This window comes from Staphylococcus piscifermentans (assembly GCF_900186985.1).
Lineage (GTDB): Bacteria > Bacillota > Bacilli > Staphylococcales > Staphylococcaceae > Staphylococcus > Staphylococcus piscifermentans.
Genome location: NZ_LT906447.1, coordinates 2,344,951 through 2,368,698, shown reverse-complemented (window position 1 = coordinate 2,368,698; position 23,748 = coordinate 2,344,951). Strand labels below are relative to the sequence as shown.

General features: G+C 36.4%; 24 protein-coding genes and 1 pseudogene. 18 read left to right on the top strand and 7 right to left on the bottom strand.

Going from position 1 to position 23,748, the window contains the following annotated elements:
- The first annotated feature begins 56 nt into the window (after positions 1-56).
- The 4 genes from mvk (at position 57) to CKV71_RS11095 (ending at position 3,642) form a co-directional block, all read left to right on the top strand.
- Positions 57-980 carry a mevalonate kinase gene (gene mvk / locus CKV71_RS11110; protein ID WP_095106786.1) on the top strand — a complete coding sequence of 308 codons (924 nt, stop codon included), beginning with the start codon at positions 57-59 and terminating at the stop codon, positions 978-980.
- Between the two features lie 6 nt (positions 981-986).
- Entirely contained in the window at positions 987-1,982 is a 996-nt protein-coding gene (gene mvaD, locus CKV71_RS11105; RefSeq protein WP_095106785.1) for a diphosphomevalonate decarboxylase, read from the top strand.
- Positions 1,979-3,055 (top strand): phosphomevalonate kinase, encoded by a 1,077-nt coding sequence (locus tag CKV71_RS11100; protein ID WP_095106783.1) that lies wholly within the window; start codon positions 1,979-1,981, stop codon positions 3,053-3,055. Before mvaD ends, CKV71_RS11100 begins: the two co-directional genes overlap by 4 nt.
- 245 nt (positions 3,056-3,300) lie before the next feature.
- Positions 3,301-3,642: a YuzB family protein gene (locus tag CKV71_RS11095; RefSeq protein WP_095106780.1), complete on the top strand. Its 342-nt coding sequence runs from the start codon at positions 3,301-3,303 to the stop codon at positions 3,640-3,642.
- A gap of 693 nt (positions 3,643-4,335) precedes the next feature.
- On the opposite strand, the gene CKV71_RS11085 is transcribed toward CKV71_RS11095, so the two are convergent.
- Positions 4,336-5,166, bottom strand: coding sequence for a nuclease-related domain-containing protein (locus tag CKV71_RS11085; protein WP_231917616.1), 831 nt, complete (start codon positions 5,164-5,166; stop codon positions 4,336-4,338).
- 307 nt (positions 5,167-5,473) lie between these two features.
- On the bottom strand, positions 5,474-5,707 hold the full coding sequence (locus CKV71_RS11080) for a hypothetical protein (protein WP_095106774.1): 234 nt from the start codon (positions 5,705-5,707) through the stop codon (positions 5,474-5,476).
- A gap of 263 nt (positions 5,708-5,970) precedes the next feature.
- Here CKV71_RS11080 and CKV71_RS11075 point away from each other — a divergent pair, with 263 nt between their 5' ends.
- From CKV71_RS11075 to CKV71_RS11055, 4 genes are all read left to right on the top strand, one after another.
- A complete protein-coding gene (locus CKV71_RS11075; RefSeq protein ID WP_095106772.1) occupies positions 5,971-6,537 on the top strand; it encodes a flavodoxin family protein in 567 nt (188 codons plus the stop codon).
- A 396-nt stretch (positions 6,538-6,933) separates the two neighbouring features.
- On the top strand, positions 6,934-7,410 hold the full coding sequence (locus CKV71_RS11065) for a GNAT family N-acetyltransferase (RefSeq protein WP_095106768.1): 477 nt from the start codon (positions 6,934-6,936) through the stop codon (positions 7,408-7,410).
- Positions 7,411-7,453: 43 nt separating this feature from the next.
- Positions 7,454-8,752, top strand: coding sequence for an HD domain-containing protein (locus CKV71_RS11060; protein ID WP_095106766.1), 1,299 nt, complete (start codon positions 7,454-7,456; stop codon positions 8,750-8,752).
- Positions 8,753-8,807: 55 nt separating this feature from the next.
- The gene (locus tag CKV71_RS11055; RefSeq protein WP_167376373.1) at positions 8,808-9,335 is read left to right on the top strand and encodes a YwhD family protein; all 528 of its coding nucleotides are present in this window, start codon (positions 8,808-8,810) and stop codon (positions 9,333-9,335) included.
- A gap of 139 nt (positions 9,336-9,474) precedes the next feature.
- Here CKV71_RS11055 and CKV71_RS11050 read toward each other — a convergent pair whose 3' ends face one another.
- Together CKV71_RS11050 and CKV71_RS12800 are read right to left on the bottom strand one after the other, a co-directional pair.
- Positions 9,475-10,092, bottom strand: coding sequence for a LysE/ArgO family amino acid transporter (locus CKV71_RS11050; RefSeq protein WP_095106762.1), 618 nt, complete (start codon positions 10,090-10,092; stop codon positions 9,475-9,477).
- A gap of 159 nt (positions 10,093-10,251) precedes the next feature.
- A pseudogene (locus tag CKV71_RS12800) lies at positions 10,252-10,512 on the bottom strand (fatty acid desaturase family protein); the annotation flags it as partial.
- Between the two features lie 100 nt (positions 10,513-10,612).
- Between CKV71_RS12800 and CKV71_RS11040 the strand changes: the two are divergent.
- The 10 genes from CKV71_RS11040 (at position 10,613) to CKV71_RS10995 (ending at position 20,942) form a co-directional block, all read left to right on the top strand.
- Complete coding sequence (locus tag CKV71_RS11040) at positions 10,613-12,025, top strand: aminotransferase-like domain-containing protein (RefSeq protein WP_095106760.1); 1,413 nt, start codon at positions 10,613-10,615, stop codon at positions 12,023-12,025.
- Positions 12,026-12,295: 270 nt separating this feature from the next.
- Entirely contained in the window at positions 12,296-13,489 is a 1,194-nt protein-coding gene (locus CKV71_RS11035) for an amidohydrolase (RefSeq protein WP_095106758.1), read from the top strand.
- Positions 13,490-13,635: 146 nt separating this feature from the next.
- Positions 13,636-14,049, top strand: coding sequence for a YwiB family protein (locus CKV71_RS11030; protein WP_095106757.1), 414 nt, complete (start codon positions 13,636-13,638; stop codon positions 14,047-14,049).
- A 3-nt stretch (positions 14,050-14,052) separates the two neighbouring features.
- The gene (gene argS / locus CKV71_RS11025) at positions 14,053-15,717 is read left to right on the top strand and encodes an arginine--tRNA ligase (protein WP_095106756.1); all 1,665 of its coding nucleotides are present in this window, start codon (positions 14,053-14,055) and stop codon (positions 15,715-15,717) included.
- A gap of 243 nt (positions 15,718-15,960) precedes the next feature.
- Positions 15,961-16,863 carry an ABC transporter substrate-binding protein gene (locus tag CKV71_RS11020; protein ID WP_095106754.1) on the top strand — a complete coding sequence of 301 codons (903 nt, stop codon included), beginning with the start codon at positions 15,961-15,963 and terminating at the stop codon, positions 16,861-16,863.
- Positions 16,864-16,868: 5 nt separating this feature from the next.
- Entirely contained in the window at positions 16,869-17,807 is a 939-nt protein-coding gene (locus tag CKV71_RS11015) for a FecCD family ABC transporter permease (RefSeq protein WP_095106753.1), read from the top strand.
- 78 nt (positions 17,808-17,885) lie between these two features.
- Positions 17,886-18,629, top strand: a complete 744-nt coding sequence (locus CKV71_RS11010) for an HAD family hydrolase (protein ID WP_095106752.1) — start codon at positions 17,886-17,888, stop codon at positions 18,627-18,629.
- Complete coding sequence (locus CKV71_RS11005) at positions 18,604-19,434, top strand: alpha/beta fold hydrolase (RefSeq protein ID WP_095106751.1); 831 nt, start codon at positions 18,604-18,606, stop codon at positions 19,432-19,434. Before CKV71_RS11010 ends, CKV71_RS11005 begins: the two co-directional genes overlap by 26 nt.
- Positions 19,435-19,599: 165 nt before the next feature.
- On the top strand, positions 19,600-20,106 hold the full coding sequence (locus CKV71_RS11000) for an SA0570 family protein (protein ID WP_095106749.1): 507 nt from the start codon (positions 19,600-19,602) through the stop codon (positions 20,104-20,106).
- A 122-nt stretch (positions 20,107-20,228) separates the two neighbouring features.
- The gene (locus tag CKV71_RS10995) at positions 20,229-20,942 is read left to right on the top strand and encodes a hypothetical protein (protein WP_095106748.1); all 714 of its coding nucleotides are present in this window, start codon (positions 20,229-20,231) and stop codon (positions 20,940-20,942) included.
- Between the two features lie 123 nt (positions 20,943-21,065).
- On the opposite strand, the gene sarA is transcribed toward CKV71_RS10995, so the two are convergent.
- The 3 genes from sarA to CKV71_RS10980 form a co-directional block, all read right to left on the bottom strand.
- The gene (sarA, locus tag CKV71_RS10990) at positions 21,066-21,440 is read right to left on the bottom strand and encodes a global transcriptional regulator SarA (protein WP_095106746.1); all 375 of its coding nucleotides are present in this window, start codon (positions 21,438-21,440) and stop codon (positions 21,066-21,068) included.
- 326 nt (positions 21,441-21,766) lie between these two features.
- Positions 21,767-22,564: an efflux RND transporter periplasmic adaptor subunit gene (locus CKV71_RS10985; protein ID WP_157738601.1), complete on the bottom strand. Its 798-nt coding sequence runs from the start codon at positions 22,562-22,564 to the stop codon at positions 21,767-21,769.
- Positions 22,565-22,815: 251 nt separating this feature from the next.
- Positions 22,816-23,748 carry a DMT family transporter gene (locus CKV71_RS10980; RefSeq protein ID WP_095106743.1) on the bottom strand — a complete coding sequence of 311 codons (933 nt, stop codon included), beginning with the start codon at positions 23,746-23,748 and terminating at the stop codon, positions 22,816-22,818.

Here is a 23,748-nt window from a genome sequence, read left to right as displayed (position 1 = left end):
AGCGATGCATAGGTATCCTTCGAGAAATTTGGGAAAGTGTTAAAGGTGATGAGAGTATGACACGAAAAGGCTACGGGGAATCAAACGGTAAAATTATATTAGTTGGAGAACATGCGGTCACATTCGGTGAACCTGCGATTGCAATTCCTTTTTCGTCAGGGAAAGTAAAGGTCACAATTGAAGAAATGCCTGAATTAGCTGTTTCAACGATGATAAGTGATGTATATGAAGGGGAAGTTGCTTATGCTCCAGAACATCTTCATGCCTTAATCAGCAGATTCGAAGCAGAGAGTCATATCCAATCACCTGTTATGATTAAAATTGATGCCAAGCTCCCTCCATCTAGAGGTTTAGGTTCCAGTGCCGCAGTTGCAGTAGCCTTTACGAGAGCAGCTTTCAATTATTTAGACAAACCATTGAGTGATGAAGAATTAATTGAACATGTCAATTGGGCAGAAATGATTGCGCACGGCAAACCGAGTGGTGTTGATGCACAAACCATTGTTTCTAATCAACCGACTTGGTTCCAAAAAGGTGTGTTCACTTCTTTAGAATCTTTGCAACTACCTGGCTATATGGTAGTTTTGGATACCGGTATAAAAGGGAATACCAAAGAAGCTGTACATGATGTCCATGAATTAGTCGATAATAATCATGAAAATAAACAATTTATTGAACGTATCGGACAACTCGTTCACTCAGCGAATCAAGCTATTACAACGCGCAACTTTGATTTGCTGGCAGAAATATTTAACGAATGTCAGTCCTACTTAGCAACATTAACTGTAAGCCATCCAAAGATTGACAAATTGTTGAGTGCTGCCAAACAAGCAGGCGCAGTGGCAGGCAAGTTGACGGGAAGCGGACGCGGCGGAAGTATGATTACGCTTGTTAAGGATTATGCTACTGCTAAAAAAGTAGTAAAAGCAGTGACGAAAGCTGGCGCACAGCATACTTGGATAGAGAGTTTAGGAGGGTAATTCAAAGTGGCGAAAACTGGCAAAGCAAGAGCGCATACTAATATTGCGTTAATTAAGTATTGGGGAAAAGCAGATGAGGCACTCATTATCCCGATGAATAATAGTATCTCTTTGACGCTGGACAAATTTTATACAGAAACACGTGCAACCTTTGATGCAGCATTCACAAAAGATACTTTCTTTTTGAATGGCGAAGAAGCAAATGAAAAGGAAACACAAAAAATTTCTGCTTATTTAGATTTAGTCAGAGAACGTGCAGGGACTGAACTTAAAGCACGTATCGACAGCACGAACTTTGTACCGACAGCAGCGGGCTTAGCTTCTTCAGCAAGTGCCTTTGCAGCGCTCGCAGCGGCTTGTAACGAAGCGTTAGATATGGGACTTTCAAATCAAGATTTATCAAGACTTGCAAGACGCGGTTCTGGTTCTGCATGCAGAAGCATCTTCGGCGGTTTTGCTGAATGGGAAAAAGGACACGATGATGCTTCTTCATACAGCCATCCTATCGATGCAGATCATTGGGAAGACGAACTGTCTATGATTTTTGTAGTGATTAATAACCGATCTAAGAAAGTGAAAAGCCGTACAGGTATGTCTTTAACCCGTAATACTTCGCGTTTTTATCAATATTGGTTGGATCACGTTGAAGCAGATATTGCAGAAGCCGAAGCGGCAATTCAAGAGAAAGACTTTAAACGTTTGGGAGAAGTGTTGGAAGCCAATGGTTTACGCATGCATGCAACAAATTTAGGCGCGCAACCTCCATTTACTTACTTAGTTGCTGATAGTTATGAAGCGATGTCGCTTGTACATGAATGCAGAGAAGCGGGTATCCCAGCTTACTTCACTATGGATGCCGGACCTAATGTGAAAGTACTAGTTCAAAAGAAAGATCAGCAAGCAGTGATTGATAAACTCACTTCATATTTTGCTCCAGAACAAATTATTGCCAGCGACATCGGCATAGGTATTGAAATTCTAGATGAGGAAGATGCATTATGATTCAAGTCAAAGCGCCCGGTAAATTATATATCGCAGGAGAATATGCGGTGACAGAGCCCGGCTATAAGTCAGTATTAATAGCTGTGGACCGTTTTGTTACAGCTACGATTGAAGAAGCTTCAGCTGCAACAGGGACTATCCATTCAAAAACGCTGCACCATGAACCGATTACTTTTCAAAGAGAAGCAGATAAAATTGTAGTATCAGATACCAACGCTGCTAACCAATTAAAGTACGTGATTACTGCAGTAGAAGTATTTGAGCAATATGCTAAGAGCTGCGGCAAAGAATTAAAGCATTTTGACTTAGTGATTGACAGCAACTTAGATGATGCTTCTGGTCATAAATATGGGCTTGGCTCCAGTGCAGCAGTGCTGGTTTCGGTCGTAAAGGTATTAAATGAGTTTTATGAACTCGATTTAGCTAACTTGAACATTTATAAGTTGGCTGTCATCGCGAATATGAAATTACAAAGTTTAAGTTCATGCGGCGATATTGCGGTCAGTGTCTTTACCGGATGGCTCGCTTACAGCACTTTCGACCATGACTGGGTCATGCAGCAAATCGAAACTTCATCTGTAGCCGAAGTAGTAAAGAAAAACTGGCCTGGACTTTATACTGAACCGCTTCAAGCTCCCGAAAATATGGAAGTGTTAATCGGATGGACCGGCTCTCCAGCCTCTTCCCCTTATTTAGTGAGTGAAGTCAAACGTTTGAAATCCGATCCGATTTTCTACGGTCATTTCCTAGAACAATCACAATCTTGTGTGGAACGTTTGATTTATGCATTTAAAACCAATAATTTAAAAGGTGTTCAAGCTATGATTCGTCGTAATCGCTCTATTATCCAACAAATGGATCAAGAGGCGAATGTTGATATTGAAACACCGCAATTAAAATTATTATGTGATATTGCTGAGACATACGGCGCAGCTGCCAAAACATCAGGCGCAGGCGGCGGAGATTGCGGCATCGCTATTTTGGGCGAGCATAAAGAACGCGCTGCGATTTATAACAGTTGGAGAGCGTCAAAAATCAAGCCGCTACCGTTTCACGTCTATCAAGGTCAATAAAGAACGAGAAGCTGTCGAACCGCAAACAGGTGAATATGCGGCCAGGCAGTTTTTTTACGTTGTGTTTGGATGAGAGTGCTCAGGACGGTAAGTTGAAAGTGGCGCGAGAGGTCGTTAAGGTGCTCGAGGCGCGAATTTACGCTTGAAATTTTACGGAAAAAGGGTAAAATAGATAAAGTTGAAATACGATGAAAAATGAACTTAATGAGAACTTGATTAATAGATAAAGAGAGGTGGACAGAGCAGTGCAAAACAAATTCTTGATTTGTGATGATTGCCAAGCCGTCAATTGCAAATCCCTAGAAAGAAAATTGAAGAAATTAGATCCCGAAGCTGAAATTGAAATAGGGTGCCAATCATACTGCGGTCCAGGTCGCAGAAAAACATTCGCTTTCGTAAACAACCGTCCTCTTGCAGCTTTGACGGAAGACGAATTAATGGAAAAAGTTGAAAAACAACTCCAAAAACCACGCGACCCAGAAGAAGAAGAGCGCTTGCGTAAGCGTAACGAAGAACGTAAACGTCGAAAAGAAGAGCAAGATCGTAAACTTAAAGAGAAATTGGCAAAACGTAAACAAGCCAAGTGATGATAGAGAAAAGGGAACTGAGATATTCATTATTATATCTCAGTTCCCTTTATTTTAGTTGATGTGAGATTATACGGCGAGGGCTAGGTGGGTGGAAATGTGTAAACTAGACATAAGTTTCAGAGAAGTGTCTAGAAAAGGGTGTAATCTAGACACAAGAATTTGAGAAGTGTCTAGAAAAGGGTGTAATCTGGACACAAGATTTGGAGAAGTGTCTAGAAAAGGGTGTAATCTGGACACAAGAATTCGAGAAGTGTCTAGAAAAGGGTGTAATCTGGACACAAGTTTCCGAGAAGTGTCTAGAAAAGGGTGTAATCTGGACACAAGTTTCCGAGAAGTGTCTAGAAAAGGGTGTAATCTGGACACAAGTTTCCGAGAAGTGTCTAGAAAAGGGTGTAATCTAGACACAAGAATTTGAGAAGTGTCTAGAAAAGGGTGTAATCTGGACACAAGATTTGGAGAAGTGTCTAGAAAAGGGTGTAATCTGGACACAAGATTTGGAGAAGAGTCTAGAAAAGCATGTAATCTGGACACAAGATTTGGAGAAGTGTCTAGAAAAGGGTGTAATCTAGACACAAGATTTGGAGAAGTGTCTAGAAAAGCATGTAATCTAGACACAAGAATTCGAGAAGTGTCTAGAAAACCTCAACCCCCGCCCCCACCTTCCGCATATACTGCCAGCCCATCCCGCAATTACCACAACTCCATTTCTAGATAATAGCGTCTATCCTTTGTGATGCCGACATGTTTAAATGTAGTCATCAAGATTCTATAAAGCATCTTATGTTGATTATTATTTCCCTTTTCACAATTGCACCATTTCATAGCTTCACTCAATGAAAATGGCTCACCTTTACATATAAACAATTCTACTAAATTACATTGAATCAAATCGACTTGCTTTAACTCATGTTCACAGTGAGGGCAACGCCATAAACGCTTTCGTGCAAGTGGGGGTTCGAACGTGAGTTTCTGACATTTAGGACAACGTAATCCGGATTTCATAGTATCGAACGGCAGACGTTCTACTTTGATATATTTATTTTTACATGGAGAAGATTTTTTCACCAGTTCATTCATAATATGAATGTTACGCTTAAAGCAACCGGCTTTCACTGTCTGTTTCAATTGGTTGAGTTCAGAACGAAGAAGAACTGTGCCTTGTTTTTTCAAAGCGAGTGGGTTGAGAAGTGTAAATTCGGGATGTGTAAAAATTAGCGCACTTATTACGGGAAGCTTCACGCCTATTTCTTGCAACATTGATTGCAAAAGAAGTTGGGCCCGATTCAATTGGTTGAAAGGATTCTTATGAATAATTTTCTTATTATGTTGATGCACTAAACTTCCTTCTTCCAAAAGATAAGGACCACGATAATGTTTCACTTCAAAAATGCAAAGTGCTTCGCAAGTAAAGACAATAAAGTCAAACTCTACAAAAGAAAATTCTCCAAATTCAATGCGCTTTAAATACTGGCAACTAGGAAGTGATTGTAAAAAGTTATCAAAAAACCTTTCACCTTCAATGCCACTTCTTGCTGCTAAATAAGCATTTTGATTAACTGAATACTGTGGGGAACGTAATTGTGTGGCTTCATAATAGGGGATAATATTAATATTGAGGTACCTCCGAGGTGAATAAACTTTAACAATATTTTAAGCACAAACCTTAATTCAAGCAACAAAAAAGAGACAGAATCTGTAATTTCGCATTCACTCATTTAAAAGCGACTCATTTCAGATTCTGTCTCGAATGTTTATAAATAAAATAGTGCATAGTCCTTTCTATATCGACAAAATTCATAAGTGAAAAATAAGCATTTTTAATAGCTGCTTAGTATACTTTCACATATGACCGACAAGCGTTCAGAACATCTTTAGTATAGAAATGACGTAGATTATCCTTCGTATAAGAAGGGATGAGTTGTTTTTTGTTGACCCACATGTCAATAACTGAAGACGGAATCCCATCGACTTCCATTTCAGATTCGTCTGTTACTAAAGTGTCCCAATCTAATGTCACAGGTTGGGAGTCAATATAAATGTTACCAAAGCTCGTATCATCCATATTATAATCACCTTTTTTAGTTTTTTAGTACCAGCACCTAATTTATGTGTGATACTTGGGAAATACTTACAAAATTTAAATACCCATCCTAAACGAAAATATTCATTATTTTTACAAAAAATTAATGTAAGATTCATCAAAATGGTATATTTAGATAAAGTGCCTTATAATAATAAAGTAATGTAAACGTTCACAACTAAATATTATTAAAGGATACATAAAAATGTCTTTAAAAGCGTTGAAATAAAGAGAGGAAGCGTCTTATGATTACAGTTTTATTTGGAGGTAGCAGACCAGCAGGAAACTCGGCAGAATTAGCAAAAATGACTTTACAAGATTTAGATTATAATTGGATTGATTTAACTCAATATCGTTTCAATCCAGTCAGAGATGTTAGACACGACGAGCAAATCATCTCTAGTTACAATGATGACTATAAAATTATTATAGACCAGGTACTAAAAAGCGACACTGTTTTATTAGTGTCACCTGTTTATTGGTATAGCGTCTCAGCTTCTATGAAAGCATTTATCGATCATTGGTCTGAAACTTTAAGAGATCCGGATTATCCAGATTTTAAAGAAAAAATGGCACAGATAGATTTTCGTTTGATTTTAGTCGGTGGTGATTGTCCTAAAATTAAAGCGAGACCTTGCATGCATCAAATAGAATATAGTCTTGAGTTTTTAGGAGCAGCTCTTAAAGATTATTTAATCGGCAATGCAAATGCCCCAGGAGAGATTGTGAAAGATACGTATGCAGTAAGGATTGCTGAAAAATGGAACTCAGAATTTAAACGTAAAAGTAAAACACTGCAAGAAACGAAGTAGAATACAAGTCGTTGCAGATGTTCATTAACGGAGGCAGGGCAGAAAAGTTGTCTTGCCTCGTTTTATTTTGAAAAAATTTTAAGTATCACTTTAATTCGCAATCCAAACTGAATGGGGGCATCACAATGAACAAAACGCTTAAAATCGTACAATATACCTTAGTGGTATTAACGCTAATCAGTTTTTTAATCCGTTTGATCAATTCAAACGAACAAGTCAAATTTTGGACAAATATCACGATTTTCGTGTTGATTATTTGTCTATTCATTATCACTTTAATAATAGGGAAAATAAAAGGTAAAGAACATAGGTAATATAGCGTTCCACTCCCGTCTAAACTGGGACCTATGCTATAATAAAAATACTATTTTCGAAATTTATAAGGAGAGATTTGCCATGCGAAAAGTAAGAGAAGCAACACCAGCAGATGTCGTGAGCATTAGAGATGTCGCAACAAAAGCTTGGTACAATACTTATTTGAATATTTATGCTGCGAGAACAGTCAACGAATTGTTAGCAGCTGCATATAATGAACAACATTTAACTAAAAGATTGAAAGACCAGCTATTTTTAGTAGCCGAAGAAGACGGAGAGATTGTAGGGTTTGCCAACTTTATTAATGGCAGCGAGTTATTCTTATCCGCCCACTATGTACGCCCAGAATCTCAACGTAAAGGGTACGGAACTGATTTATTAGAAGCCGGCTTGAAACATTTTAATGGCCAATACGATGCAGTTTATCTAGAAGTAGATAATCAAAATACAGAAGGTGTTGAATATTATAAACAGCACGGCTTTGAACTAGTACGCGCCTACCATCATGAAATGTATGGCGAGGTGATGGACTTAGCTTTAATGAAAAAAGAACTCTGAGTGAATCAATTGCAGAAATATCATCTACAAGGAGGGGAATCGGATGTCAGAGACAGATTACGGCACTAAAAAATTATTTGAAGAGAAAGTATTCAAAGATCCGATTCATCGTTACATTCATGTAAAAGATCAAGTTATTTGGGACTTGATTAAAACAAAAGAATTTCAACGATTGCGCAGAATTAAACAACTTGGAACGCTTTATTTGTCATTTCACACAGCAGAACATAGTCGCTTTGGCCATTCTCTCGGCGTCTATGAAATCGTACGCCGGATTATAGACGAATCTTTCAGAGGAAGAGAAGCTTGGAATGATGCAGACCGTCCGCTTGCCTTATGTGCAGCACTTTTACACGATTTAGGACATGGTCCTTTTTCTCACAGCTTTGAAAAAATCTTTGATACCGACCATGAAGCATTCACTCAAGCCATTATTACTGGCGATACAGAAGTGAACGAAGTACTCAGTCGTGTTTCACCGACGTTTCCGCAAGAAGTGGCAGAGGTGATTAATAAAACACATGAAAATAAACTCGTCATTTCGATGATATCTTCCCAAATCGATGCAGACCGAATGGATTATCTGCAACGTGATGCCTACTTTACAGGTGTGTCTTACGGTAAATTCGATATGGAACGGATTCTGCGTTTAATGCGTCCGACGAAAGATGAAGTGCTGATTAAAGAAAGCGGCATGCATGCAGTGGAGAACTTTATAATGAGCCGTTATCAAATGTATTGGCAGATTTATTTCCATCCTGTCAGCCGTGGCGGAGAAGTATTATTGAATAATACATTGAAACGGGCTAAAGAGTTATACCAAGACGGATATGAATTCGAACGTTTTCCAACTGACTTCATTCCATTTTTTGAAGGCACAATGACGATTGAACAATATGTAGATTTGGATGAAGCGGTAGTCCTTTATTATTTAAAAGAGTGGATTAAAGAACGCGATCCAATTTTAAGTGATTTAGCGCGCCGTTTCATCAACCGTGACCTATTCAAATTCTTGCCATTCGACGGCTCGATTATTACTATGAATGAGTTGCGCGAACTCTTTGAAGAAGCTGGAATCAACCCGAATTACTATTTTGTCAGCGAGTCATTCTCCGACTTGCCTTATGATTATGACCGCCCGGGGTCTAACCGCCAGCCGATTCACTTGCTGCAACGTAATGGAAAGATACGCGAAATCAGCAGCCAATCTATGGTAATACAGAGCATTACGGGCATCAATCGCCAAGATTATAAATTATATTTCCCTAAAGAATTGATTTATAATATTGAAGATGACGCAATACGCGAACGTATTATCAGCATTTTAAACGAACTTAATTGATTAAATTGTGTTAGAAATGCTTCAGATGATACAGTAAAATAGCATTGAAAAACTATTGGAGGTGAGACTTTTGTCAGAGAATAAAGGTTTTAAATTCAACATTATTAAAAATGATCCGCTTGATGGACACAAAGGAACCAATATAGGGTCTATCAGTTTAGATAACGTTGCACCCGTGTTTATAGACTTGCAATCTAAAGAAGCATTTATCGATATCGGTGCGATGCACGCACGTGCTGATGTAGAAAAAGGCGTGAAATGGATTACCGATAAAGAAACGGTAGAAGGCCCGCAAGCTAAAGAATATTGGTTGTGCTGGGTCACTACAGAACGTGGCGAACATGGTGCTTATTACGCAGGTTTGACTGCATGCTATTTAATGGTGAATAAGAAAATTCGCCGCGGTTATAAGAGCATGCCGGAACACGTGAATATGATGGATAAATCAATGAAACATAAAGTAGTTATTAATCATATCGGTGATGAAAATATTGATATTATCCGTGAATTCTTAAAAAATCATGACATTGACATGTGGAATAATTCTAGCGATGAATTAAAGGAAGCATTGCACGATAAATAAAGTGTTAAAGTTAATGATTCCATAAAATTATACTGCACCCCTAAAGTTGGACTCGAAAAAATTCAACTTTAGGGGTGCTTATTGTATTAGAAAAAGTCAATTAACACTCGGCCAACATTAGTGCAAATAAATGGTTATATCAAAAGATTAAACGTAAGATATTTTTCACAATAATTAAACTAACTATAATAACTATAATACTAGATAGTTTATTTAACATTATTATATATTTACCAGTTTTATCTATAGAACCTAGCATTTTACCTAATACAGCTAATAAAATAAACCAGATCCATGAAACCATAATAGTAGAAATACTGAACAATAATTTTTCTGTACCTGAATAAACAGAAGCGCTTGTCCCAATAACACCTATTGTATCCATAATTGCATGAGGATTTAATAGTGATACTGATAAAGCAAAGCCAATTTGCTTTTTAGCACTCATAGAGTCGTAGCTTTCTAAATTATTTGGCTTTTCATTCCATAAGGACCAAGCCATATATAATAAAAATATAAGTCCTATAATATATATAACTAACTGTAAAATAGGTAAAGACATTAAAATCAATGAAACACCTAAAACTGCAATTGTTATTAAAAATGTATCACACAGTCCAGCTGTTATTACGACTGGTAAAGCTTTTACAAATTTCTTTTGATTAGCTCCCTGATTAAATACAAAAACATTTTGTGCTCCTAATGGCAGGATTAGACCTAGTGCTAATAGAATTCCATGTACAATTGGTTGTAGCATAACATTAACTCTCTTTCATTTTACTATTGGGTGTACAAATATCATTTACTACGCTATAAAACCTGGCAGCGTCTTGAAAAAACTGTACAATGATGTGTTCCCCTATACTTCTTATCTCGCATCAAAATAGTGTATGCCTTCTTTAAATTAAAATGAAGGATAGCTGGGAGTAAATAATGAGTGATGACATGCTTCGTGCATTAAATTGTCAAAAGCTCGCATCCGACTCCCAATTAAAATAATACTGAGTAGATAAATAAATATACTTTCCGTATATATACTTAAATAAGCACTTCCAAAAATCACCAACCAATCAAGAGTCAAAGCAAAAATATTATGATAGTTATCCTTTTTCATTAAAGGCTTCAATTCTCCTTTTATTTCCCTAGAAAAAACTGCTTTTTCTAATTTTTGCGCCATTATAAACTTCCCCCTTTGATTTATATGATATAATAGTCTGAAATTTTAAAAACCTACCAGATTAAAAATAAAATTCCAACCAGATTTAAGGAGGGCGGTTATGAATAAATTTCAATATAAAATGATAATGGATGATGTGATTAATAAAATTGATAATGGTGAGTTATCACCTGGAGATAAATTACCTTCTCAAAGAGAAATTTCAAAATATTATAATGTGAACAGGTCTACAGTTGTACAGGCAATAGATATTTTGAAAAGTTATGGCATTTTAGAATCAATCGAAAAAAAGGGAGTTTACGTATCTCGATATAAATGGAATGTCCATATTACAAGTAATATTCAGTGGCAAAATTATATAGAGAACAGTATGTCTAAAAACAACCAATATTATATCCAAAGAATCAATGAACTAGAATTCAACCCTGATATTATACGTCTGGGTACGGGAGAGTTATCTCCAAAATTAATTCCTAATCATTTATTCAAAGAAATAATATCAAACAGTATTGAAGATTCTATACAAACAAACTACGAGGAACCAAAAGGAAAAATAGAGCTCAGATTAGAAATAGTAGAGTATATGAAAAAAAGAGGAGTCACGTGTGACATTGATAATATATGTATCACTTCAGGTGCTATTCAAGGATTAAAACTAATTGCTGATGGGTTATTAATTCCCCAATCTAAAATTATTATTGAAACACCTTCTTATATTAACTCTATACATACGTGGCATAATATCAGATCTCAAATTACACCTTTATCAATTAACTATATAAAGCGAAATATTAATAATATATTCAAAATAAGTAGCGACTATAAAAACAGTATATTTTATTGTATACCAACTCTGCATAATCCTACTCAAAATACTTATACGAAAGAGCAAAAGCAAAAAATTATAAATCAATGTCAAAAAAATGGAATACCTATTGTTGAAGATAGTGTATATTCTGATTTGTGGTTCAATACGAACAAACAGATGCCTATGAAGTCTTTGAAAAATAGTGACAATGTTTTATATTTAGGCAGTTTATCTAAAACAGTAAGTTCTGGTCTTCGTATTGGATGGATAGTAGCAAATAAAAATGTAATTCGTCACTTATCTGATTTGAAGATGCAAAATGACTATGGAGCTAGTTCTATATCACAGCATATTGCTGCAAAATGGCTAAATACTTACCATGAAAAACATATAGATGAATTGAGACTAAAATTAGAAATACGTAAACGTATATTTATAGAAGCTTTAAAAGAACATCTATCTATGTATGGCAGTTGGGATGATCCTAGGGGTTCATTTTACATTTGGTTTAAATTCTCCATATCAATAAATGTGAAAACTTTGTTTAATGAAGCTGTAAAAGAAAATATACTCATACAACCTGGAGAGATATATGACTCGAATTGCAAAAACTACATTCGCTTTTCATATTCATATATTGACGAAAGAGACATTAATCGAAGTTTAAAAAAATTAAGCGGCATTATCAATAGAATTCGTAATTAATTTACACCGAACTTCTTTATTTTATGTTTCTTTATGGACTAATATAAAAAGAGCTTTGCACATTCTATGCACCAATAAGCGTTATCTCGCACCCCTAAAGTTGGACTCGAAAATCCAACTTTAGGGGGCTATATACAATCCGTTCTTTTCATTTTCCCCATATTTCGTCCGAATATGTTACAGTAAGAGTATTAATTATCAGAATAATTTTAATTATTAAACTTTTAAGCAGCCAGAATAGTATTTATTTTTTCTAAAGGAGTGGGTAAGATGAGTTCAGAATTAATTCGCAGACTCAAAGAGAAAGAAGAGAAAATGGTGGAGATGCGCAGATATTTACATGCGCATCCTGAATTATCTTTCAAAGAGGTAGAAACACCGAAATATATTGCGGATTTCTATAAAGGAAAGGATTGTAAGGTAGAAACGAATGTTGGCGATAATGGGGTTAAAGTCACTATCGACAGCGGTAAGCCAGGGAAAACCATCGCGATTCGTGCTGATTTTGATGCATTGCCGATTGAAGAAGCTACCGGATTGCCATTTGCGTCTGAGAATCCAGGCGTCATGCATGCGTGCGGCCACGATGCACATACAGCTTATATGCTGACTTTAGCAGATACATTAATCGATATGAAAGATCAATTTAAAGGAAAAGTAGTAGTAATTCATCAGCCGGCTGAAGAAATGCCTCCAGGCGGTGCACTCGGAATGATTCGTGACGGTGTCTTAGAAGGTGTAGACCATGTCTTAGGCGTTCACGTGATGAGTAATGGCGAACGTGGCACGATTTACTATCGAGAAGGCTACGTACAAACAGGGCGCGCCATTTTCAAATTGACGATTCACGGTCAAGGAGGACACGGCTCTTCACCCCATGCAGCTAATGACGCTATAGTAGCAGGTGCTAATTTTGTAACGACTGTTCAAACTGTGGTTTCTCGTCGTTTAAGTCCCTTCGAAACAGGCGTAGTCTCAATCGGTTCATTTGATGCCAAAGGACAATTCAATGTCATCAAAGACAAAGTAGAAATTGAAGGGGACGTCCGCGGACTCAATGATGAAACTAAACACAAAATCGCTGCTGAATTGGAACGCATTGTAGATGGCCTTGAACATACCTTCGGCGTGACATGCGATTACGAATTTATAGACGACTATCCAGCGCTTTATAACGACCCAGACTTCACAGAATACGTGGCAGATACATTGAAACATGCTGAACACGACGCCATTCAAAAGGTAGAACGTTGTGCACCATGGCCGCCATCCGAAGACTTCGCTTATTATGCTAAAGAACTGCCAAGCGCTTTTATTTTTGCTGGGGCAGAGCCAGAAGAAGGAGAAGCCTACCCGCATCATCATCCGAAATTCAACATCAGCGAAACGTCCATGATGAGTGCTGCCGAAGCGGTCGGAACGGTAGTTTTAGATTACTTGAATCAAGATACTGAGGGAAAATAAAATCTGGGAGAGCAGCTAGTTGAAAGAGAGTGCCTCCCCACTTAATAACAAGGCATGCAGTGTGAATTTCATCACTGTATGCCTTGTATTTGTATGATATAATGATGTGTATTAATTCAAAATGAAGAATAGGGTGAGTGCATCAATTGGACCAGAATATCCAGATCCAAACATTGCAATTAATCAAACGTGATGGAGAAACCGATGAGTTTGAATACGAAACAAATGGCACTTGGCAAGAAAAGCGTCAAGTTGAATACATTCGTTACGATGAACAAATTGAAGATATTTCGATTCATGTCACATTGAAAATACAAGATAGCGAAGTTAAATTGATGCGTAGTGGAGAGATTAAACAAAATCTGCATTTTGTGGAAGGCAAAGATACCGTTTCTTTGTATGAAATACCCGCAGGCAAAATTCCATTAACCGTGCGTACTTTAAGTATCAATCATTTTATACAGCCAGAAGCATCAAAGCTTAAAATTCGTTATGAACTTTTTCAAGAAGAAGAAAAAATGGGCACCTACCTTTATCAAATTACCTATAAGGAGCTGTAATGAGTGAATATTATAGATCAAGTCAAACAAACATTAATTGAAGAAATCACAGCAAGTGTTAAAGCCGCTGAACTTGCAGAAGAAGTTCCTGAAGTCAAAGTGGAAATTCCGAAAGACCCTAAGAATGGGGATTACTCAACTAACATTGCGATGGTACTTACTAAAATTGCAAAACGCAACCCACGCGAAATTGCACAAGCTATCGTAGACCATTTAGATAAATCTAAAGCAAATGTAGAGAAAATTGAAATTGCAGGCCCTGGCTTCATCAATTTCTATCTTAATAATCAATATTTAACTGCGATTATTCCTGAAGCTTTAGAAAAAGATAAAGATTTCGGACGCAATGAAGATCCAAAACATCAAAAAGTATTAGTGGAATATGTTTCAGCCAACCCAACTGGCGACTTGCATATTGGTCATGCGCGTAATGCAGCTGTCGGTGATACATTAAGCAATATTTTAGATGCTGCAGGTTATGATGTGACACGTGAGTATTACATTAATGATGCAGGTAATCAAATCACAAATTTAGCACATTCAATTGAAGCACGTTACGACCAAGCAATGGGTAAAGAGGCAGAACTTCCAGCTGACGGTTACCACGGTAAAGACATTGTGAATATCGGTAAAGACTTAGCTGAAAAACGTCCTGAATTGAAAGACTTACCTGAAGATGAACGTTTGAAAGTCTTCCGTCAACTAGGTGTCGATTACGAAATGGAAAAATTGAAAAAAGACCTTGCTGATTTCAATACGCACTTTGACGGCTGGTTCAGTGAAACTACTTTATACGATAAAGGTGAAATTAAAAAAGTCTTAAAATTGATGGAAGAAAACGGCTACACTTATGAAGCAGACGGTGCCACTTGGTTGCGTACATCTGACTTTAATGATGACAAAGACCGTGTCATTATTAAAAAAGACGGTTCATACACATACTTCTTGCCAGATGTGGCTTATCATTATGACAAATTCCATCGTGACGGCGGACAAGATATCTTAATCAACTTATTTGGTGCGGATCATCATGGATATATCAATCGTTTGAAAGCATCTGTTGAAACTTACGGTATTGATGCAGACCGTTTAGAAATTCAAATTATGCAAATGGTTCGTTTAATGCAAGATGGCGAAGAAGTGAAAATGAGTAAACGTACAGGTAACGCCATTACTTTACGTGAAATCATGGATGAAGTCGGCATTGATGCAGCACGTTACTTCTTAACAATGCGCAGTCCAGATACACACTTTGATTTCGATATGGAATTAGCTAAAGAAAATTCAGCTGAAAACCCAGTGTATTATGCACAATATGCACATGCGCGTATTTCTTCAATTTTAAAACAAGCAGGCGAACGTGGTATTACACCATCTGAAAATGCAGATTTCAGTGTAATTACAAATGATAAAGCTATTGATTTATTGAAAAAAGTAGCTGAGTTCGAACCGATGATTGAAAGCGCGGCAGAACATCGTGCACCGCATCGTGTGACAAACTATATTCAAGAATTAGCTGCTGCCTTCCATAAATTCTATAATGCTGACAAAGTATTAACAGATGACGATAAGAAAACACAAGCGTATGTTTCTATGGTTGCAGCTGTACAAATTACTTTACGCAACGCATTAGCTTTAGTCGGAGTATCTGCGCCGCATACAATGTAAGATAATTTTAAACAATATACTAAGATTAGCTATGAGGGAATCTATGATGATAGATTTCTTTGTAGCTTTTTTTATTTTTCGGTTGAATAGCAGTTGTTTGAATTAATGTTGGATAAGAGGAGGAGCAGAACATTAATTTGCCTTCCACTCTCCAAGGTTTTCTTTTCCCAAAGTTCCTATTTCAACTTCCTCCAAATATGCTAAAATGAGATTTACAAAACAATTAAATAGTAGGAGAAATCAATGAAACAAAAATTATGGGTTTTCTTAATCGTCATTATCTTAATTGCTGCAGGATGTTCCTCGCCAACGAAAACGGATAAGAAGGACAATCAAGACAAAGCTGAGAATGCTCAAAAGTCTAAGGCTAAGTATCATCGTATTATCTCACTGATGCCGAGTAATACAGAAATTTTGTATCAGCTTGGGCTCGGAGATGATATTGTGGGTGTTTCTACGGTGGATGATTATCCGAAAGATGTGAAGCATAAGCAGAAGTTTGACGCGATGAAATTGAATAAAGAACAACTTTTGAAAGCGAAACCGGATTTGATTGTCGCACATGAATCGCAAAAGGGTATGGATGGAAAAGTGCTGCAATCTTTGAAAGATAAAGGTGTAAAAGTCATCTATGTCAAAGATGCTAAGAATTTAAATGAAATTTATGATACCTTTAAGCAGATTGGAAAGGTGACAGGACGCGAATCTCAAGCGGACACATTAGTTTATGATACGAAACATCGTGTAGAAGCTGTGTTGAAAGAAGTACCGAAGCATGAGAAGAAACCATCTGTCTTTTTAGAAGTCTCTCATGAACCGGAAATTTATACAGCAGGTAAAAATACGTTCTTCAACTATATGTTAGAGGAATTGCATGCTGAAAATAGTTTCAAAGATGTAGAGGGATGGAAGAAGGTCAGCAAAGAAAGTATTATTAAACATCATCCGGATATCTTGGTTACTACAGAGGGGATTTCACGTTCAGATTATTTGAAAGTTATTCGTAAACGCGGTGGTTTTGAAAATTTAGAGGCAGTGAAGAAAGGAAGAATTGAAGCGGTAGATGGTGATAAAATTTCTCGTCCTGGTCCGCGTATTGATCAAGGACTAGCAGAGTTGCGAGATGCGATTTACCGTAATGAATAAATGATATGAAACAGACAAAAATCATTGTAAGTTGGTCTATTGTACTAATTGCGAGTATCGCGCTAAGTCTATTCTGGCATCTTGGCAGTTGGTCGAACCCTTTAAATAATAGTATTTTATTTGAAGTGCGGATGCCTAGAATGTCAGAAGCTTTATTGGCAGGCATCGGGCTTTCGATTGCAGGACAAATGTTTCAGACCGTATTGAATAATCCGCTTGCAGACAGCTTAACGCTTGGCCTTGCGAGCGGTTCTGTCTTAGGTGCGGGGGTAGCTGTATTTATAGGATTATCTAGTCTATTCATTCCGCTTGCTTCTATGGTAGCAAGTATTGTCACTTTAGTAATTGTGTTGGTATTGACTTCCGTCATGTCTAAAGGTTATCCGATGCGTGCATTGATTTTATCAGGAATTATGATTGGGGCGCTTTTCAATGCTTTTCTTTATTTATTAATCTTATTAGACGAACGGCGATTAAAGAATATCGTAATGTATATGTTCGGAGGATTTTCTGCGGCGGAAATGCGTGAAGTCGCAGTCATTACTCCTGTACTGGCAGTCTGTCTTGTTTTGCTGATACTTTTGCTGCCTCAAATTAAATTATTGCAAGTGGGAACTTTAAAAGCACAATCGCTAAGTATTAATGTTCCAGTATTAATGTATAGTGTGTTAGCGATTGCTTCCATCATGACAGCAGTCATCATCTCTTATACGGGAATCATAGGATTTATAGGAATGATTGTACCGCAATTAATACGGCGGACATATGCGGTGAAACTTGGTGGTCAGATGTTGTTAAATGGTATGATTGGAGGCACAGTAATGGTGCTGGCGGATAGTTTAGGAGCGCAACTCATTGCACCGACTGAAATCCCTGCCAGTATTATTCTCGCATTGTTAGGCATACCTGTATTAGGGTATTTAATAGCGACACAACCGCGTTAGACGGTTTAATCTTTTGAAAAAGAGAGAAATGAAAAGATTAAAGCATGCTCATGCACGCATTTATAGGAGAGAGAAGCTATGAGTTTAGAAGGAATAAAAGCAGTTGTATTTGATTTAGAAGGTACCTTGCTAGATCGTAAAAAGTCGAGAGATAAATTTATTGAAGAACAATATGAGCGTTTTCATGATTATCTTGTGCATGTTCAAGCGCAAGATTATAAGAAACAATTTATTGAACTGGATGATGATGAAGATCATGATAAACCTGAACTATATAAAGCAATTATTAAACGTTTCCATATCGATCGTTTAACTTGGAAAGACTTATTTGCGGATTTTGAAATGCATTTTTATCGCTATGTATTTCCGTATCATGACACGCAGTATACACTTGAACGGTTAGTGAAGCGGGGCTACTTGATCGGCGTGATTGCGAACGGCAAATCACGTATTAAACAATATCGTTTAGACAGCCTAGGCATCTTGTCCTATATTAACTTTTTATCTACATCAGAGATGGTGGGTTTCAGAAAGCCGCATCCGAAAATATTTGAAGATATTATTGATCAATTGGGTGTGAAAGCTGAAGAAGTCATGTATGTCGGTGATGATGCTTTGAATGATGTTGCACCTGCCAGAGCAATGGGAATGGTAAGTGTATGGTTCAATCATGAAGATGAAGAAGTAGAACTTGCACCTGAAGAACATGAAATGGATTACGAAATAGCGACACTTGAAGAATTGTTAGAATTACTGCCAGATGAAGCACCAAATCCTGAGGAGAGTGAAGAAGCAGATGGAACTATTTACGACGAAAGATAATACAGCTATTAATTATGAGACAAAGGGAAGCGGTCAACCGCTTGTTATGATACATTCCGCATTTGAGAATTATTCAATTTTCGACCAGATTGCAGACAAATTAGCGCATTCTTATCAAATTGTGTTGATTGATTTACGCGGCCACGGTTTTTCTGATAAACCAATGGAAATCAATTTCGAAACGTATGCATCAGATATTAAAGAATTATTAGATTACTTATACATTCGTCATGCGTTCTTTATTGGTCAAGAACTAGGAGCTTCTATCGCAGTCGATTTAGCAGTGAAACACTCAGGCTATACAGATGCTTTAGTATTAATTAATCCTACGACTGTGCAAAAAGAATTGCCGTCAGAACGCCTTTTCAAAAAATATGCTGATAAAATCAGAACGTGGGAAGATGATGAACAAGAGAAATTCTTAGACAAACATACTTATGCTTCTATGAAAAAAATTAAAAAGTTCTCTAAAAATGTTTCGGATACGACAGGTCTGATGACGGAATACGAAAAAAGAGCAGTTACGAAATCATTCACTAGAGATGATATCGCTATGGAATTGAATGAAGTAAAAGCCCCGGCATTAATTATTGCAGGCAAGTATGACGAACGTTCTACTTCAGAAGATATTGAAACATTTTTACATGATATTCCAGACGCGCAATTAGAAACCTTTAAACACTCCGGCTTATATCCGATGGTGGAAGAAAAGAGAGAATTCTTAGAAGTTGTGACTGCCTTTTTCAATGTCCAATCAGTGTTAGATGATGAACAAAAACGCTTACAGACGTCTCATAAAGCATAATATTCATTTGCCTTACTATTTAAATATTAAAGAAATGACACAAAATTGAAAAATATTACAAAAAGTTACAACTCCAGACTGATTACTGTAATACGATTTCAGGGTATAGTAAAATTAAGTAAAGCACAAGATACAGAAATATAGATGACAAAGGAGTTAGTGCTTATGAAAAAAATATTATCAGCAGCGATTGTTTCTGCAACAGTTCTAACAGGGCTAGGTATTAACCAAGCAGACGCGGCATCTGGCAATACGATTCAAAGCGTTCAACAAATCCACCAAGGTGATCAATCACTAGAAGGCGTTAAATTAGGTGAGAATATTCAAGATGTCTTAAAAACACAAAAACCTTCTGGATATTCTTATAAACCCGATAATACTGAACATTATTACGAGTTCAAGACTGCTAATGGTTTGATGATTGTAACTGCTCAAGGTAAAAAAGACCAAGGTACAGTGAAACGTATTTCTATGGAATACAATAAACCTAATGGTCCAACACTTAACGAAGTACGGCACCAATTAGGTAATACGGTTAAATGGCGTTACCATAATGACGATAGAACAGGTAACTTCGGTTATGTAAAAGACGGAAAAACAACTTATCAATTCGGCACTGAATCTCCTAAAGATAAAAACTTGAAACTTTACCGTATTGATATTGAAAAATAAGAAATAGAGTTTTAAAAGCTGTTGACTAGAGTAAAGTCGGCAGCTTTTTCGATTTTCAAAGTAGAAATATTGTTCGCGAAATGATAAATTGATAGAGATAGCAAATTAAAAGGAGAGTCCTCATGCGACCGAATGATAAAATTTTATTGGAAAACATAGGTGATTATTTTAATTATAAAGGCCTTTCTCCTAATATGATTGATGATATTAAAGAAAGTTTAAGAGAAGATTTGCATAAGTCAGAAGCACAAGATGAAGATTATATCGAATACCGCCGCAAAGCGCCAGCAGAAGTAATTTTAACGATACAACGAAATTTGTTCGGCCTGCAGCTGAACCCGATTTTATTTTTCATCGTGAACTTTCTCTTGATTTCCTATTTATATGATAAACAGTTTGTGCCATTTCAAGCGGCGACTGGATTATCTCTGATTTATTGTCTTTTAGTATTGCCAGCGACCGTCTTGCTTTACTTCCGAATTGTGAAAAAGAATTATTTGTACAGTAACCGAATCGATGTCTTGATGGGGTTTGTGATTATTATCATTGCAGCAATACTTGTCGGGTTGCATGCCTTTAACATAGATCTTGGTGTGTTTGTAGTTACTAAATATGCGCATATGTTTGTCTTTTTTGCAGGCATAGCGATTAGTATCGCAGGATTATACTTTAAACGCTTGGAATTTACAGGGATAGGATTATTGCTGACGCAAAAAACTATTGATGCAGTGGTTGTGAATCCAAATGCTGCACAATTCGGTACAGTCATTATTTGGATATTAATTTTAGCTGTGATTATTTATTATTCTATCCGATTATCAACCCGGGAGAAATAAAAGAAGAAAAAAGGAGCCGAAGTCCATACGTAAAATGGATTTCGGCTCCTTTTCTCTGAAATTGCAGAAATAAATAAAGGAATTGAAACACTATTCCTGCCTCAATTCCTTTGCTTAATATAATCAGAATTTAATTTCTTTATTAGCTTTTACAATACGTTCGTCAATTCTACCTAATAATTCGTTGATTTTTTCGCGTTGTTTACTATTAACTAAAATTAATACTGTTCTTTCATCTTGTTCGTTACGTTTTTTATCAAAGTAATCTTCTTGTGAAAGATTTTTAACAGCTTTAACCACTTGAGGTTGTTTGTAGTTTAAGTGATTGATAATATCCTTAAGGTAATATTCGCTATCATCAGATTGACTGATAAAAGTTAACACAGCGAATTCCTCGAAGCTGATTGAAAACTCTTTCTTGATGATACTTTTCATTTTATCTGCATAAGTGACCATAGCTAGCAAGTCAGATGAATTTTTAATTTTAGAAACGGCCATTTGTAGTCCTCCCTTATAACATTCCCAAATTTATTAATAACGCTCGTAAATAAGCACTTATTAACACTAATAACTATAATCGAGGCTTGAACAGACTATTAAAATATTCAAGTCTCTATTATTTATTTAATTATAACTAAATAAAAATGAAATGTAAACAAAAAAACATTATAAATGTGTAGTTCTTTCATAAAGATGATACTTTTAAAAAGTTACCATTTTACTCGATTAACTTATTGAACATCATTTGAATTACGAGAAATTAAATAAATAGATATTGATTTTTACTTGTAAACGTATTTACATAGAGTAATTATATAAAATACTTAGTTAAACGTGAAGTTTTTTGGTTGGGCAATAACTTTTTCCCCTGGCAATAATCCCTCACTAATAATAACCATACCCGATTTTTCATAGTATTTAATAATTCTTTTAACAATTTTCTCATCTTTTTTAATTAATACTGAGTTTTTATCATATAACACTTCTTTTGGTAAAGTAATTAAGTGGGTAGGAAGAGAAATATTAAAATGAGTACCTATGGGATAGGTAGAATCGGTAGAAATAGCAACTGTATATTCCGCCGGTTTGCTTATCGTTGAAGCTGAGGTCGGGAATTGATCCAGTTTAATTATTCTTCCCTTAAAAGGTTTTCCGAATTGAGGTTGGATTTCTATTTCTTGGTTATTTTTTAATTGCCGACGTTGATTTTCATCGACGATGGATTTGATAATTCTTTTAGTACTATAAATTTTAGCAAAAGCTTCTTTATCTTTTGAAGGATAAGGTACTAAGATATGCAAAGTACCTTCGAGAATACTGTGTTCTTGGGTTCGAAGCAAGGATTGATTAAGATAAAATTGTTCTTCTAAAAAGGTGTGAAGTACAGTGCGGTTTGATTTCTTATCAAGCGCTGTGAGTTGCTTACGAAAAGCAGTCATTTGGTGCTCCGCTTTCGAATTATAATATTCCAGTACGGGTGTGTCTTTCTTAACTTTCTTGCCAGATTGAATAAACCAATCATGAATCTTTCCGTATTCTGAATGATAAAGAAAAGTTTGCGTATATTCTGCTTCTTGTACGCCTTTAAAAGTGAATGGACGATTATAAGCAGCAGTGTACATTTTAAGATGTTGTTTTGCCTGGAGATGTTGATGTCGGAAGACGGCATATATTCCGACGGCTATAAGTGTTAATAAGAGGATAGATATTACCACTATCAGCCAGAGGGGGCGTTTCAATTATATATCACCTCATAATATTTTATTTGAATATTATTATACGATAATGATATGGGGTGTGCAACTTTTAAAAGACACTTTTCTCTCTAATAGGTTTCTTTTTCCAAAAAATGAAAAAAGAAAGGAATTGCATCCTAGAATAATCGTAGGATAACAATTCCGATAATAATACAAATCACGCCGACACATTTGCGGACTGAGATGCGATTTCTGGGTGCGCCTAACAGAGCGAAATGATCGATGAGTATGCCCATCAGCATTTGACCGAGCATCGCAATGATAGTAGTGAGTGCCGCGCCTAAATGGGGCATTAAAATGATATTTGCGGTTACGAAGACCACTCCTAATATACCGCCGATAAAATAAAACCACTTTATTTTGCCAATTTCAGGAGAATGTGCACGCATTTTCAATGAACGATTCATAATCAAAGTGATAATAAATAATGTGAGTGTTCCTACAAAGAATGAAATGAAGGAAGCAAGAAATGGACTTTGCACAATTTGCCCTAATTGACTGTTAATAGCAGTTTGGATAGGGGGTGCGAATCCAAAGGCAAATCCGATGGCTAGCCATAATATTAGTGCTAGAGGATTATTTTGCGTTTCAGTGGCACCACTTTGCTTAGAGTAGTTCATAATAAAGATTCCGAAGAACAATAGCAGAATGCCACACAGTTTTAAGAAAGTAAAAGGTTGCGCTTCTGCGCCGAACCAACCGAAAGTATCGATTAAGACCCCCATGACGATCTGGCCAGCAATAGTGATAATGACTGTTAAGGAAGCACCGAGTCTTGGGAATAAAATTAAATTTCCTGTTAAGAAAATAACTCCTAAAATCCCGCCTGTAATCCAAGTATAATTAAAATCAAAGTGATAGTAATTAGCGTTAAAAACGCCAGGGTTAACGATCAAATTAACGATAATTAAAAACAGAGAACCTACGGCGAAGGAAATAGTAGACGCATAAAATGATGATTTGGTATATTCGATTAATCGAGAATTAATAGAGGTTTGGATGGGTACCATTGTTCCAGCTATTAATCCCAAAAGTAATAAAAAGACCAT